Source organism: Acinetobacter sp. AOR18_HL (assembly GCF_027855145.1).
Classification (GTDB): Bacteria; Pseudomonadota; Gammaproteobacteria; order Pseudomonadales; family Moraxellaceae; genus Acinetobacter; species Acinetobacter pittii.
This window is the reverse complement of record NZ_JAKTIG010000023.1, coordinates 188248-203217: the sequence shown is the minus strand read 5'-3', so window position 1 is coordinate 203217 and position 14970 is coordinate 188248. Positions and strand designations below refer to the sequence as shown.

The following is a 14970-nucleotide window of genomic DNA, read 5'->3' as shown; positions in this document are numbered from 1 at the left end:
AATTCTTAAATGAATAAACCTCAATATAATATGTTCTGTTTACCGCCTGCGGGGAGTAGCGCGAGTATTTATCATCCATGGAAAAAGCAGATCTCTGACAATATTCGTATTATTCCCATTGAATATTCGGGGCATGGTATAAAAATAAATGAACCACTGATCGATGATCCTGATCTATTGGCTATGCAAATTGCCAATGAAATACAAGCTTATTCAGACACACCGTTTATTTTATTTGGACATAGTGTAGGAGGTGGCTTGATTTGGAAAGTACTCAATTATTTGAATGGAAAAACCATAATTGATCAGTTGAGATTAATCGTTATAAGTAGCCGACCTGAGCATCACTATATTCAACATATGCGGTACAAGCATGAGTTAACTGATGAAAAAATTATTGATGAATTAAAACGATACAATAATTTTCCTGATGAAATTTTAAATAATCAGGATGCACTCACATTCTTTCTCAAAATCATTCGTAACGACTTCTATCTTAGTGATCAATTGCTTAGCGAGAACATACACAAGACTGAGGTTCCGATCGTTGCATTTTATGGCAAACAGGACCCTGATATTCCTAACAAAAGAATAATGGATGCATGGCAACAACACACAGAAAATTGGTTAGGAAGTATTGAGTTTGAAGGGGACCATTTCTACTTTCTCAATCCCGAGACCCGACTAAAGATGCTTAAAAACATTGCTGCCATCGTTGAAACATTGACCGTGAATATTGAATAAAGTACAGGCTATGAATACGGAGAAGCAGTTAAGTAGAAGGGCTAACTCATGTCTGGATGAAATAAATATTCAATATGAAAAGCTAACAGCTTTCGGGCTAGATATACATAAAGTCCAGCTCAGTGAAATCAAAGAAATACCTCAGCTTGATCATATCTATCAGGAGCTGAATATATTTCTTCCACCGAAGATAAAAAACTCACGCTTCATTCGACAATTAGAATTCTTGACGGGACGCTTAGCAGCAAAATATGCATTACAAAGCCTCAATTTAGAACATTCTATTGTCTATCAAGGTAGACATGGGGAACCCCTATGGCCCGAAGGAGTGATAGGTGGGATTAGCCATGTTGGATCAAAAAAATCATGTCATGCCATCGCATATGCTAGAAATACCACGGCTAAAGAAAAAATATTTGGAATCGATATAGAGTCTCAAAAACATCATATTTTTTTTCAAAAGAAAGATGAGTTTTATGATGTTTTTCTAAATAAAAATGAACAAGCAGAAATTGAAAAGCTGCAAAAAAAACAAGCATATTTATATTTGGTAATATTCTCTGCTAAAGAAAGTATCATTAAAGTAATTTATTTAAAATATAAGCAAATTATTGATTTTAAAAATATAAATTTTAAACAACTAGATGGCGAGTTTCTTTATTTTTATCTTAGTCAAGAAAGTTCAATCGGGATAAATCTAGAGATTAAAGTTCAATTTTTTTATACAAATAACGAGATAATTACAATTTCTTGCATTGAAAACTAATTTTATTATTGATAATAATAATCATTTGCATTAATGTGTGTTTCAGTATTTTTATACTCCTATATTTAAAAAGAAGTACTACAGAATTTGCTTGAAAAAAAATCAATGTGAGAGGTGATATACAGATGATGCAGACTCAAATATCAGTAGAGCAAAATTTAGATCATATCGGTCAAAAGAAATTTTCATGTTTCTCTACGAAAAATTATTATCTCGAAGTGAACGAATTCGTTAAAACGCTAAATACACCTGCAGCAAATACCGCACTATTTAATGATGAGATTGCAAAATGTTTTGAAGAAATTAAAAAGCAAGGCCATCAAAATCCAGTTTTAATTGGTGCTATACCTTTTGATATTACAAAGAAAAGTAGCTTAAATTTTTATGCTGATCATAAAAAAATAACACAAGCATCTTCTACGATTAACTCATTAAAAAAACGTAATAACATTGAGGTAATTAATAAATCATTACTCATTCAACGCCAAAAATTTGAAGGTACAGTACAGTTAGCTTTAGATGCTTTTGAAAAAAAGAAGGTAGAAAAAGTTGTTCTTTCTCAGGCTGTTGAATATGAGTTTAACCATCATCAAGAGCCAGAAAATTTATTGGCTGCTTTATTAAAACAAAATCCAAATGCTTATAATTTTGTGATTCCAGTAGAACATAATAATTATATTCTAGGCGCAAGCCCAGAACTGCTTTTATCAAAACAAGGTCGTATTGTAACCAGTAATCCTTTGGCCGGTTCTAGGCCCAAATCACCGATTTCTGAAAAAAATTTCGTCAGCCAACAAGAATTAAATCATTCTGAGAAAGACCAACATGAACATCGAATTGTGGTTGAAAATATTATTAGAAATTTAGCCACTCATTGTGTAGAGCTTAAGGTTTCTGAATTTCCAGATATTTTAGAAACATCAACAATGCTGCATTTATCATCAGAATTCCAAGGTATGCTCAAACAACAGGCACCGAATGCATTAAACCTTGCATTAGAATTACATCCAACACCAGCGGTTTGTGGTTCACCAACTCATGTTGCTAAGCAGTTTATTTTAGATCATGAAGGTTATGACCGACATTATTACACGGGGTTAGTAGGCTGGATGGATGCCGAGGGTAATGGAGAATGGGTAGTGACGATTCGATGTGGTCTACTCAGTGAAAATAAAATGCGCTTATATGCTGGTGCGGGGATTGTGGAAGGATCAGATGCTGAAGCTGAATGGTTAGAAACAGAAGCTAAAATGCAAACCATGTTGAATATTCTAAATACAAAAATTGCTGTGTAATTAGTAAACCTAGGCTGGTTTTATTTTTATAATCAAAACAATAACTAAGTATTCTAGTGAGATATAGTAAAAATTTAATAAAAAAGCCTGCGTAAAGCAGGCTTTCTTTTTAGATGGATTACTCAAGGAATTTAACAGTTACGCCTGAACGTACTTTATTACCTAAATCGTTAGCATCCCAGTTCGTTAAACGGATACAACCGTGAGAAGCTGTTTTAGAAATTAAAGACGGGTTTGGTGTTCCGTGAATACCAAAAGATTTTTTACTTAAACCAATCCAGATATTACCTACAGGTGCATTTGGACCAGGTGGTAAAGAAAGAGGTTTCAAGTTTTTACCTTGAATAAAGTTTGATGGTGAGTAGCTATACCAAGGATTACGAGCCACACCAACTACCTTGTAAGTACCGGTCGGAGAAGGCGTATCAGTACTGCCAATTGTTGCAGGAAATGACGCAATCATTTGGTTACGGCTATTGAAGAGATACAATTGTTTTGCACCTTTATGCGCAATAATCAAATGAATGTCTTCTGGTAAATCATTGCGTACGTTTGGAACAATGATTTTTTCACCCGCTTTTTTGAATGTTGCTGTTGGATTGATTGTTTTTAAGAAAGCTTCATCGATATGAAACTTTTCGCCCAACATTTCGCTAACACGAGTGTAATACAAACCTTTCATTTTAGCCTGTAAAGCATAATCAGAAGGAATTGATTGTGCATATGGGCCTTTTAAATCAGCATCAGTAATGGTGTATTCAATAAATGAAGGTTTTGTTTGCTTAGCAACTAATGCATCCCAAGTTTCTTTAGTCAGTTCACCAGTAGGTGATAAACCATTCATTTGCTGGAATGAAGAGATTGCTTTTAAAGTGTTTTTGCCACTCATACCGTCAATTGCACCTGGTGATGCATGTGCATTATTTAGCATGACGTGAGCACGAGCGTAAACTGGAAACTGGCCTTTACCAATATTTTCATACCATTCAGCCGAATTTAAGCTATCTAATGTCCAAGAAACTGCTGGAGCTGAAGTCTTTGCAGTTGTTGTGGTCGTTTTAGCTACGGCTACCGGTGCTGAAGCGGCAATACCTGAATCAGCATTTTGGTCTTCAGTTTTTTGCAAATTTTGTAATGTTGTTGACGCTCGATTTAAGTCACTTTGTTCTTGAGCGGTAATTTGTGTCGAAGCTTGAGCTTTTACAGTTGAAGCTGCATCTACTGCTAAAGGATCAATCGGATCTTCTACAGGAGCTGATACCTTTTTAGGGTTCAGGGGTTGCTCAGTTGTTGAAGCAGCAAAAGCAACATTAGCAATAATACAACTTAAACTCATAGCGAGTAATGAGCGAACAAACATGTAATTCAACCTTAAGAATTTTCATATAAGCAATAGGGGCATGATCTAATCTAAAATTGCATAAAATTACCAATAACTCATCTCTATGAGCCCAAGATTGGCAATTTAGTGGTTAAAAGAATATCAATAGACCCGATGTAACATGTTGCAAGTATTGCAGAAAACCTTGCTGCTTGCAGTAGACTTTTGTGTAAATATGCATTTTTTAGTAGATTGACGAGTTTTTTGTGTGAAATTGAAATTATAAAAATCTCTATGTTTTTGATATGATGCTGCCACATAAAGAATATAGAGATTGGTAATGACGACTTTGAAAAATGATCGTTTCCTACGAGCTTTGTTACGCGAACCTGTAGATACCACACCGGTATGGATGATGCGTCAAGCAGGACGTTATTTGCCTGAATATCGTGAAACACGTTCAAAAGCAGGCGACTTTCTATCTCTATGTAAAAATACAGAATTTGCTTGTGAAGTGACTTTGCAGCCTTTACGCCGTTACGATTTAGACGCAGCAATTTTATTTTCAGATATTTTAACAATTCCTGATGCATTAGGCTTAGGGCTTTATTTTGAAACGGGTGAAGGCCCTAAGTTTCAAAAAACTGTTCGTACTGAACAAGATGTCGCGAATTTACCCAAGCTAAATGCAAAGTCAGACCTTGATTATGTGATGAATGCAGTAAGCACAATTCGCTCTGCTTTAGGTGGCCAAGTTCCACTGATTGGTTTTTCTGGTAGTCCTTGGACATTAGCAACGTATATGGTTGAAGGGGGTTCAAGTAAAGAGTTCCGTTTTACCAAGCAGATGATGTACGCGCAACCAGAAATTTTGCATGCTTTACTTGATCATCTAGCAGATTCAGTTACTGACTATTTAAATGCTCAAATTGATGCAGGTGCTCAGGCTATCCAGATCTTTGATAGCTGGGGTGGGGCATTAGCACATCGTGAATATGTCGAATTCTCTTTAAACTACATGAATAAAATCATTGCTGGTTTGCAACGTGAGAAAGATGGTCGCCGTATTCCTGTTATTGTTTTCACTAAAGGTGGCGGTCAATGGTTAGAGCCAATGATTACGACTGGTGCAGATGCATTAGGTTTAGATTGGACTACTCCACTTAATACAGCTCGTAATATTGTGTCGGGACGTGTAGCGCTACAAGGTAATCTTGACCCTGCTGTTTTATATGGCTCGGCTGCTTCAATTGAAAAAGCTGTAAAAGCAATGTTAGACGATGCTTATGCAAACGGTGAAAAAACAGGTTACGTTGCTAACTTAGGCCACGGTATTACCCAGTGGGTAGACCCTGCGCAACCAAAAATCTTTTTAGATACAGTACATGAGTATAGTGCTAAATATCTAGGATAGTTTTTTGTGCGCCATCTCACTTTACCAATTCATTTTATCGGCAAGGCTGTTTCGGCAGCCTTGTTTGGTATTCTACTTTTAATTGCTTTTGCTTTAACAGCACCGATGGGAAGCCATGAATATATGGGTTTTTATCGTTATGATTATTTACTCATCTATGCAGTGCTGATTCAGATCTGTCTTTTATATTTAAAACTTGAATCATGGGCAGAAGCTAAAGTTATTGCTTTATTTCATGTCATGGCGATGGTCATGGAAATATTTTTAACGCATCCTGCGATTGCATCATGGCAATATCCTCAGCCTGCGGTATTTAAAATTTTAACTGTGCCTTTATTTGCAGGCTTTATGTATTCGGCTGTAGGTAGTTTTTTTGCGCGATCACTCCGATTATTTAAGGTTTCTTTTGAAAAACTTCCAAGTTTTGGAACGATGCTTTTACTCGCATTTTTCTCATATATAAACTTTATGAGTAAATTTTTTGTACCTGATATTCGCTATATTTTATTTGCGATCAGTATTTTTATTTTTTGGAAGACCAAACTTTATTTTCAGCTAAATGAATATAAATTTAAAATCCCGATGTTACCTGTATTGTTGACCCTCGCTTTTCTAATCTGGATTGCTGAAAATATTAGTACTTTTTATAAAATCTGGCTCTATCCAAGTCAGGTAGATGCTTGGCATATGGTAGGTTGGGGTAAACTGGGGTCATGGTATTTATTATTACTTTTAAGTTTGGTTCTCGTGCTTAAAATATTAGGTCATCGAGATAATCAAGGTAACTGGAATCTAAGGTAAATTTTTTCGTTAGCACTTTTCATCATATTATTTATTTTTTAATTGCTAAATCACAGCCTTCTCGCTATCTTTAATATCGTGTAATAAGAATTACACATAACAATACATAAGAAACAATCAATAATGATTTTGGAGATATACATCTATGTTAAAAAAATTAGCTTTAGCTGCTTTGTTAGCAGCTGGTTCAAGTGTTGCTATGGCTGATAACGATGTAGGTTGTGGTGTGGGTACGCAAGTATGGGCTGGCCAAAAAGGAGTGGTGCCTAAAATTCTTGCTGCAACAACAAATGGTATTTTTACTAACCAATTACTAGGGATTACTTTTGGTACTTTAGGCTGCCGTCAAGGCGGAACAGTAACTGCGCAAGTGGTTACATTCACAAATGAAAATGCTGAAGCTTTAGCACGTGATATGGCAGTAGGCCAAGGTGAAAGCCTGAACGTACTTGCTGAGTTAATGCAAATCAAACCTCAAGACAAAGATCGTTTCTTTAAAGTTTCAAAAGCAAACTTTGGTGAAATCTATTCTGCAAATAATCAAAATACGCTTCAAGTTTTAGCATCATTACAAACAGTAATGGCTAAAGATGACGTTTTAAAAGCTTACGTATAAGTTTGAAACTGAAAACCCTGTCGTATGGCAGGGTTTTTCTTATATTTAATGATAAAAATTGATGAGCTTAATGAAGTCAGTTGTTTTAGTTTTTGCCTCTTTGGCAGTGAATATTGCTTATTCAGCAGATATAAATCCATCTATTCAAAAATATTGGTCAATTGCAGAACAACAAAATCTAGATCAAGACATTACATGGCAAAGGCTGATGTATGCCAATAAAAATCAGAAAAGTGAGGTTACTTATTCTGGCTATTTCTTATCAGAAAATGGAAAAAATAACTTAAAAGAAGAACTAAAAGCTGACATTTCAGCATTATTTGTGCCTGCTCAAGATAATCAGTCGATTCGTTGTAAGTTTCCGGCACGTAGTCAATGGCTCATGCAAAAAGTCGGCATTCAAGAAAATGAATTGCCTCAAGTAAAGTGTACCGAATTTGAAAACTGGATTGGGCAGATTAAGCCTCATAAAGCGACCTTAATTTATGCGACCGATTTTATGGGCAATCCTAGCTCAATGTTTGGTCATACGTTATTGCGTTTGGACCCAAAAGATCAACAGCAGTTAAACCTTGTCTCTTACGCCGTAAACTATGCAGCAACTGTGGCAGGCAACGACAACTGGTCATATGCATGGAAAGGTTTAACGGGGCAGTATCCAGGCGAATATTCATTGATGCCTTATTATCGTAAGGTAAAAGAGTATGGTGATTTTGAAAGCCGCGATTTGTGGGAATATGAGTTAAATCTATCACCTGAAGAAACTCGGTTTTTAGTAAGCCATATTTGGGAAATGCAACATGTGAGCTTTCCTTATTATTTTGTGAGTGATAACTGTGCCTATCGATTGTTGGGGTTAGTGGATTTAGTAAAACCTGAATCTAACTTGCAAGAGAAATTCACCTATGCATCGATTCCAATGGAAACCATTAAATCGATGCAGCAGCAGGGGCTCACCAAAGCTCCTGTATATCGACCTGCTTTAGAAACCCAATTATTGGCCCAAGCTCATCAGCATGGCGCCTCACTGGCGAAGGTGGCTCATCAAATTGCGATGCTGCCTATACAGCAGTCTTCTCAGATTTTAAAATCATTTACTGAGCAGGATCAGGCTAAAATCCTCGAGATGGCTTACGATGATTTATATCTACAGTTTATTGGTCGTAAAGTTGAAGAAAGCATTGCTCAGCCGCAGTTACGTCAGCTTTTAGCACTCAGAAGTCAGATTGATTTAGATAAGCAACGTCAAGAACCAAAAAGACCAACAAAGGAGCCGACTCAAGGCCATAACGCACGTAATCTTTCATTAAAAGCTGGTGAGGTTCAAGGCGATAAGTTTATCGAACTTGGTCATCGCCAAGCCTATCATGATTTAATAGATCCTCAAGGAGGCTATCGTGCAGGTACTCAATTACTATTTTTAAATGGTAATGCACAGTGGCGAGATGACCATTTAAAACTAGAACGTCTTGATCTGTTAGAAGTGAACTCTTATAACCCGATTCAACCATTTAAAACACCACTGAGTTGGGGTTTTAACTTAGGTTGGCGTCAAGAAGCTATTCATGATGGAAGCTTTAGTGAAGACAAACAACACGGCGTAGCAAGCTTTAATGCTCAGGTCGGTTACAGTCTTGCAGACTATGGGCGAAAGCATATTTGCTATGGACAAGTACAGACCTACGTACAAACAGGTTCAAATCTAGATAAAGGGTGGCGCGTAGGTATGGGGCCAACTTTAGGTTGTATGAATCAATGGTTTGAGCGTTTCAACTCTGTGGTGCAAATTGAATTGCCATATTGGGAAGATCAAAACCAATGGAATTTGAGAGTAAATACTCAGTGGCAATATGTGATTAATCGCAATAATGCTGTTCGATTGAATTGGGACTATGAGCAACAAAACCATCAAGACTGGATGAAATCAAGTCTAGGATATGTTTGGTTCTTTTAAAGAATAAATGTATAAAAAAAGAGAAATGAGTTTATTCATTTCTCTTTTTTTGTTTTTAAACAAGACGATTATTTCTTTATTGCATTTAATACTGCATACGCTGCCTTAATGCGTTCTTCATTTGGAATACGTTTATTGGTTAACATGACTAAGCCAATATTTTCTTTAGGAATGAACACGACATAAGTTCCGAAACCATTGGTTGAACCAGTTTTGTGGAACATCTTAACTGAAGGTTCTTTTGAAATGGCAGTCACTTTATTAGGCTTCATCACAATTTGTTCTGAATTACTGTCTAATAAAGTTTGTAAAAGCGCTGGATAAGAAAATTCTTCCCAACCAAGTGCCTGATACATCGTGCCGACTTGGTAGAAACCTTGATGTGTTTCATTAATTGCACGTTGAATATCTTTCGGATATTTCTGTGGGTTGAGGTTGGCATTAATAAACTTAAGCATATCGGGTAGCGTCGATTTAACCCCATATGCTGGAGCATCTAGTGGACCAGGGTTAACACGAATTGGCTGATTTTCTTGGTTATAGCCAAAAGCATAGTTTTGCATCTGAGTTTTAGGAACATTTACATAGCTATGTTTTAAACCAAGATCTGGAAAAATTGTTTTTTCTAAGACTTGGTCGAAAGGTTTATTCATAGACAATGCCACAACTTTTCCAAATAAACCAATGCTTGGATTTGAATATTGTCTATATTCACCGATTGAGTTTTTAGGTTTCCAGTCTTTGAAAAAAGTTAAAACTTGTTGGTCTGTTTGTACTTCATCTGGGAACTGCAAGGCAAGGTTACCACTTGTATACGTTGCGAGTTGAAGTAAGTTAACTTGGTCAATCGGTGTGTTTTTTAGTTTTTTCCAATATTTACCAGGCGTATCGTCAAAAGAGATTTTTCCTTTATTTTTTGCATATCCACCTGCTGTTGCGGTAAATAATTTACTAACTGAACCTAGCTCAAAAATGGTACTGCTATTTACAGCTTTTTTATCTTGAACAGATTGAAGACCATAATACATTTCATACTTTTTATTATTTTGAATAACACCCACAGCCATACCTGGCACATCATATTTTTCTAATAACGGTTTAAAGTTCTGATCTACCAGTTTTTTAATTTCTTGTTCTTTTGATGTATTGCCCGCATAAATTGATGTATTAAAAATAAAAAGAGGAGATAAAAGTAAGCAAGAAATCTTGTTAAATCGCATGATTAACTCATAAATTATTTAAAATTAAAGATGCGTACTTTTATAACAAAAATCACCTAATTTAATTGTTATGTTTTATAGGTTAAGTACTTTAAATAGATATAAAAAAAGCCCAACTTCGGCGGGCTTTTATTTTGGCAGTAAAACCGGATTAATAGCTTTCTGGTACTGCACTTAAAAATTCACGACGCGCTTCTTTGTCGGTTTTAAAATCGCCGACAAATGAAACTGTACGGGTTGTAGATTCTTGTTTACCTACACCACGCATCATCATACACATATGTGCTGAATCGATGACTACAGCAACACCGCGAGCACCAGTCACTTCTGCGACAGCTTCTGCGATTTGTTGAGTCAGATTTTCCTGAATTTGCAAACGGCGAGCAAACATCTCGGTAATTCGTGCAAATTTAGATAGACCGAGAACTTTGCCTTCCGGTAAATAGGCAACATGAACACGGCCGTAGAATGGGAGGAGATGATGTTCGCAAAGCGAATAGAATTCAATATTCTTCACCAATACCATTTCATGGTTATCTGATGGGAAAACAGCATTATTGGTGACTTCTTCTAAAGTTTTACTATAGCCAGAAGTTAAATATGAAAAAGCTTTAGCCGCACGCACAGGCGTATCTTTAAGGCCGGGACGATCAAGATCTTCACCGACGGCAGTCAGGATATTTGCGTACGATTGCTGCATTGACATAAGACGTATAAATTTACTCTATTAGACAAGCTCGGCATTGTATCAGAAACATGACCTGATGTTCATAAATCCTCGCACTATATTTATTTTGGTTTTGCGCAAGCTTAATAAAAGATGAATAAATTTCATGTTTTTTATCGTTAATAGTCAAGTGTTTGGACATGAAATGTGCGCTTAATATTGGTAAGTTCTAAATGATCGCGTAATGGCATCATATTTGCACAGAAGCATTATTATAAAGCATAAGGATAAAACATGTTAGAACGTCCAATCACCTTCTTTTTCCGTGGTGGTCAGCAGCAAGTAGAAAATGTAGTACCCACAATGACGGTTTTACAATTTCTACGAGAATATACCCAAACTGGTAAGACTAGGCAGACTGGTACAAAAGAGGGATGTGCTGAGGGCGATTGTGGTGCATGTACAGTAGTGATTGGTGAACTGGTCAATGACAACCTGCAATTACGCAGTGTGAATGCGTGTATTCAGTTTTTACCGACTTTAGATGGTAAGGCCCTATTTACAGTAGAAGACCTTCGTAGCTTATTGCCTGTACAAGATGGGACACTTCATCCGGTACAACAGGCAATGGTCGATATGCATGGCTCACAATGCGGTTTTTGTACACCCGGTTTTATCATGTCGTTATGGTCAATGTATGAAAATGAACAAAATTCTCCAAGCAAAGATAAAATCAGTGATTATCTTTCTGGAAACTTATGTCGCTGTACAGGCTATCGCCCTATTTTAGATGCAGCACAAAAAGCATATGACTATCCGCGCGTTTTATTAAACCGTCAAAAAATAATTGATGTATTAAAAGAGATCAGAACATTACCTGCATTGCATTTAAATGATCATGGTCAACAATTTTTTGCACCAAAGACTTTGCAAGATTTTGCCGTATTGCGCTTGCAGTTGCCGCAAGCGCGTATTGTTGCGGGTAGCACAGATGTCGGTTTGTGGGTAACAAAGCAGGGCCGTGATTTGGGCGATATGCTTTATATTGGCCAGGTTGAAGAACTCAAAAAAATTGTAGTCACAGATAATGCTTTAACGATTGGGGCAAACGTCAGTTTGAGTGATGCACTCATTAAAATTTCAGATTTTTATCTCGACTTTCAAGAATTGCAGCGCCGTTTTGCTTCCATGCCGATTAAAAATGCAGGAACTCTAGGTGGAAACATTGCCAATGGTTCGCCTATTGGCGACTCAATGCCAGCATTAATTACGCTAGGTACACGATTGATTTTGCGTGTAGGTGTGCAGACCCGTGAAATTGCCTTGGAAGACTTTTATTTAGATTATCAAAAAACAGCATTACAACTTGGTGAGTTTGTTGAGACGATTGTTATTCCGCTTCGCGAAGGGCAGACGCGTTTTAAATTTGCTAGCTATAAAATTGCCAAACGTTTTGAGCAAGATATTTCTGCGGTATGTGCGGCCATTTCATGTGAGTTAGATATTCATCATGTCGCTCACAATGTCAGAATTGCTTTTGGTGGCATGGCGGCTATTCCCAAACGTGCAAAATATGCAGAAACCATATTGGAAGGTCAGCAAATTACAGCAGAATTGATCGTTCAGGCACAGCAGGCCTTGTCGCAAGACTATCAGCCTTTAGATGATGGACGTGCTAGCTCGGCATATCGATTACACGTCGCGAAAAACTGTTTACAGCGTTTTTATGTAGAAAAAGTTCTGTCTCAAACGATCACTCGTGTGAATGACTTGATTGCTATGGTGGAGATCTAAGATGAATCAAACCATTGACTTAAGTGTTTCTAAAAAATCTGCTAAAGCAGGCGACTCGATTCCACACGAAAGTGCACATTTACATGTGACTGGGCAAGCAACCTATATTGATGATTTACCCGAGCTTGAAAATACCATGCACCTAGCTGTCGGATTTTCAAATTGTGCCAAAGGCAAAATCAGTAAGTTTGATTTGGATGCAGTACGTCAGGCTGATGGTGTCTATGCAGTTTTTTCTGCAAAAGATATTGAGGTTGAAAATAATTGGGGGCCAATTGTTAAAGATGACCCAATTTTTGCCGAAGAGCAGGTCGAATTTTATGGACAAGCCTTGTTTGTGGTTGTGGCCGAGAGTTATCAGCAAGCCCGTCAGGCAGTTTGCTTAGCAAAAATTGAGTATGTGCCCGAAACTCCAATTTTAACGATTCAAGATGCGATTGAAAAAGAATCGTGGGTGTTGCCACCTGTTGAATTTAGCCATGGTGAAGTTGAACAGGCTTTTCAAAACGCAGCCCATCAACTTTCAGGAGCGATTGAGCTGGGTGGGCAAGAGCATTTTTATCTTGAAGGACAGATTTCATATGCGATTCCACAAGAAAATCAGAGCTTAAAAATTTATTGCTCGACACAACACCCAACCGAAATGCAGTTACTGATTTGTCATGCATTAGGCATGAATATGCATCAGGTCAGTGTGGAAAGCCGTCGTATGGGCGGTGGTTTTGGTGGTAAAGAGTCGCAGTCGGCACAGTGGGCATGCATTGCATCTTTGGCAGCGAAAAAAACAGGTCGTCCGTGTAAATTACGCTTGGATCGTGATGATGACATGAGTGCTACAGGCAAACGTCACGGTTTTGCTTATGAGTGGTCTGTAGCTTTTGATGACAGTGGTGTTCTGCAAGGCTTAAAGGTACAACTGGCTTCAAACTGCGGTTTTTCGGCTGATCTTTCTGGGCCAGTGAATGAACGTGCGATTTGCCATATTGGCAACGCTTATTATTTAAATGCAGTTGAGCTACGTAACTTACGTTGTAAAACCAATACTGTTTCTAATACCGCATACCGTGGTTTTGGTGGACCGCAAGGCATGTTTGTCATCGAAAATATTATTGATGACATTGCTCGTTATTTAGATTGTGATCCGGTTGAAATTCGGCAACGTAATTTCTTTGCCGAACAGCCTGGCGCTGGACGTGACCGTATGCACTATGGGGCAGAAGTCCGTGATAATGTTGCACCAAAATTGGTAGCCGAATTATTGCAAAGTAGTGATTATGCGAAACGCAAACAAGACATTTATGCCTTTAATCAGAACAATGACATCATTAAGCGTGGTATTGCGTTAACCCCATTAATGTTTGGTATTTCGTTTAATGCCGTACATTACAATCAGGCAGGTGCACTGGTGTATGTGTATATGGATGGCACTGTTGCGATTACGCACGGTGGTACAGAAATGGGACAGGGGCTATATACTAAAGTACGTCAGGTTGCTGCGCATGAGTTGGGTTTACCAATCGATAGCGTTCGTTTAATTGCAACCGATACTTCTCGTGTGCCAAATACTTCGGCAACTGCAGCATCGAGTGGCGCGGATTTAAATGGTAAAGCTGTTCAAAATGCTTGTATTAAAATTCGTGAGCGTCTGGCAAAACTTGCAGCTGAAATAAGTGACAGTGACGCTAACCAAATCCACTTTGAAGATAGTATGGTTTCAACAGTGAATGGTCATTCATGGACTTTTCCTGATTTGGTTCAACGGGCATATATGGCACGTGTACAACTATGGGACAGCGGTTTTTATAAAACGCCAGAAATTCACTATGATCAGGTCAACCATTTGGGGCGTCCATTTTTCTATTATGCCTATGGTGCAGCAGTCAGTGAGGTCGCAATAGATACGCTAACTGGGGAAATGAAAGTATTACGTGCTGACATTTTGCATGATGTCGGGCAGTCAATTAACCCTGCAATTGATATTGGGCAAATTGAAGGTGGTTTTGTTCAAGGGATGGGATGGCTTACGACAGAAGAGCTGTATTGGCAGCCGCATGGACCACACGCAGGCCGTTTGTTTACCCATGCGCCTTCAACTTATAAAATCCCGACGAGTGTAGATATTCCTCATATTTTTAATGTCAAACTATTCAATAATCAAAATCAGGCAGACACCATTTACCGCTCCAAAGCGGTAGGTGAACCCCCATTTATGTTGGCATTATCTGTTTTCTCTGCAATTCGTCAGGCGGTACAGGCGGCTATTCCCGAAAAAGCTCCGCTCGTGCTCAATGCTCCAGCAACTGCCGAAGAAATTTTACGTGCAATTGCTATTGGACGGGGACAAGCTTTGGCTGCTCGCCCACAGGCTAAAATGTAGA

The 14970-nt window shown here is 37.8% G+C and carries 12 protein-coding genes; 9 read left to right on the top strand and 3 right to left on the bottom strand.

The genetic code is table 11. From position 1 onward, the window contains the following. The first annotated feature begins 9 nt into the window (after positions 1–9). The 3 genes from basH to basJ all read left to right on the top strand — a co-directional run bounded on the left by basH (position 10) and on the right by basJ (position 2805). Positions 10–744 carry an acinetobactin biosynthesis thioesterase BasH gene (basH, locus tag MKL51_RS06190; RefSeq protein WP_032005239.1) on the top strand — a complete coding sequence of 245 codons (735 nt, stop codon included), beginning with the start codon at positions 10–12 and terminating at the stop codon, positions 742–744. Positions 745–754: 10 nt separating this feature from the next. Further along, on the top strand, positions 755–1510 hold the full coding sequence (locus tag MKL51_RS06185) for a 4'-phosphopantetheinyl transferase family protein (RefSeq protein WP_032005241.1): 756 nt from the start codon (positions 755–757) through the stop codon (positions 1508–1510). A 125-nt stretch (positions 1511–1635) separates the two neighbouring features. After that, a complete protein-coding gene (gene basJ / locus MKL51_RS06180) occupies positions 1636–2805 on the top strand; it encodes an acinetobactin biosynthesis isochorismate synthase BasJ (RefSeq protein WP_032005243.1) in 1170 nt (389 codons plus the stop codon). Positions 2806–2923: 118 nt separating this feature from the next. Here basJ and MKL51_RS06175 read toward each other — a convergent pair whose 3' ends face one another. Further along, the gene (locus MKL51_RS06175; protein ID WP_017398631.1) at positions 2924–4165 is read right to left on the bottom strand and encodes a L,D-transpeptidase family protein; all 1242 of its coding nucleotides are present in this window, start codon (positions 4163–4165) and stop codon (positions 2924–2926) included. Positions 4166–4466: 301 nt separating this feature from the next. On the opposite strand from MKL51_RS06175, the gene hemE reads away from it, so the two are divergent. The 4 genes from hemE (at position 4467) to MKL51_RS06155 (ending at position 8911) form a co-directional block, all read left to right on the top strand. Further along, entirely contained in the window at positions 4467–5540 is a 1074-nt protein-coding gene (hemE, locus tag MKL51_RS06170) for a uroporphyrinogen decarboxylase (protein WP_032005246.1), read from the top strand. 6 nt (positions 5541–5546) lie between these two features. Beyond that, entirely contained in the window at positions 5547–6341 is a 795-nt protein-coding gene (locus MKL51_RS06165) for a DUF817 family protein (RefSeq protein ID WP_002118932.1), read from the top strand. 145 nt (positions 6342–6486) lie between these two features. Continuing rightward, positions 6487–6957, top strand: a complete 471-nt coding sequence (locus MKL51_RS06160; RefSeq protein ID WP_002118800.1) for a DUF3015 family protein — start codon at positions 6487–6489, stop codon at positions 6955–6957. A 70-nt stretch (positions 6958–7027) separates the two neighbouring features. Continuing rightward, on the top strand, positions 7028–8911 hold the full coding sequence (locus MKL51_RS06155; protein WP_005073383.1) for an Lnb N-terminal periplasmic domain-containing protein: 1884 nt from the start codon (positions 7028–7030) through the stop codon (positions 8909–8911). 68 nt (positions 8912–8979) lie between these two features. Here MKL51_RS06155 and MKL51_RS06150 read toward each other — a convergent pair whose 3' ends face one another. Both MKL51_RS06150 and folE read right to left on the bottom strand, forming a co-directional pair. Beyond that, the gene (locus tag MKL51_RS06150) at positions 8980–10131 is read right to left on the bottom strand and encodes an extended-spectrum class C beta-lactamase ADC-245 (RefSeq protein WP_032005249.1); all 1152 of its coding nucleotides are present in this window, start codon (positions 10129–10131) and stop codon (positions 8980–8982) included. 151 nt (positions 10132–10282) lie between these two features. After that, a complete protein-coding gene (gene folE, locus MKL51_RS06145) occupies positions 10283–10831 on the bottom strand; it encodes a GTP cyclohydrolase I FolE (protein ID WP_002118643.1) in 549 nt (182 codons plus the stop codon). A gap of 261 nt (positions 10832–11092) precedes the next feature. On the opposite strand from folE, the gene xdhA reads away from it, so the two are divergent. Both xdhA and xdhB read left to right on the top strand, forming a co-directional pair. Next, positions 11093–12592 (top strand): xanthine dehydrogenase small subunit, encoded by a 1500-nt coding sequence (xdhA, locus tag MKL51_RS06140; RefSeq protein ID WP_032005251.1) that lies wholly within the window; start codon positions 11093–11095, stop codon positions 12590–12592. A gap of 1 nt (position 12593) precedes the next feature. After that, entirely contained in the window at positions 12594–14969 is a 2376-nt protein-coding gene (gene xdhB / locus MKL51_RS06135; protein WP_032005253.1) for a xanthine dehydrogenase molybdopterin binding subunit, read from the top strand. Position 14970: the final 1 nt, after the last annotated feature.

Bases quoted from the DNA above. Each gene is read 5' to 3' on its own strand.
- xdhB (WP_032005253.1), top strand. From the start codon at position 12,594: ATGAATCAAACCATTGACTTAAGTGTTTCTAAAAAATCTGCTAAAGCA.
- MKL51_RS06160 (WP_002118800.1), top strand. From the start codon at position 6,487: ATGTTAAAAAAATTAGCTTTAGCTGCTTTGTTAGCAGCTGGTTCAAGT.
- xdhA (WP_032005251.1), top strand. From the start codon at position 11,093: ATGTTAGAACGTCCAATCACCTTCTTTTTCCGTGGTGGTCAGCAGCAA.
- hemE (WP_032005246.1), top strand. From the start codon at position 4,467: ATGACGACTTTGAAAAATGATCGTTTCCTACGAGCTTTGTTACGCGAA.
- MKL51_RS06175 (WP_017398631.1), bottom strand. From the start codon at position 4,165: ATGTTTGTTCGCTCATTACTCGCTATGAGTTTAAGTTGTATTATTGCT.
- folE (WP_002118643.1), bottom strand. From the start codon at position 10,831: ATGCAGCAATCGTACGCAAATATCCTGACTGCCGTCGGTGAAGATCTT.
- MKL51_RS06185 (WP_032005241.1), top strand. From the start codon at position 755: ATGAATACGGAGAAGCAGTTAAGTAGAAGGGCTAACTCATGTCTGGAT.
- basH (WP_032005239.1), top strand. From the start codon at position 10: ATGAATAAACCTCAATATAATATGTTCTGTTTACCGCCTGCGGGGAGT.
- basJ (WP_032005243.1), top strand. From the start codon at position 1,636: ATGATGCAGACTCAAATATCAGTAGAGCAAAATTTAGATCATATCGGT.
- MKL51_RS06155 (WP_005073383.1), top strand. From the start codon at position 7,028: ATGAAGTCAGTTGTTTTAGTTTTTGCCTCTTTGGCAGTGAATATTGCT.
- MKL51_RS06150 (WP_032005249.1), bottom strand. From the start codon at position 10,131: ATGCGATTTAACAAGATTTCTTGCTTACTTTTATCTCCTCTTTTTATT.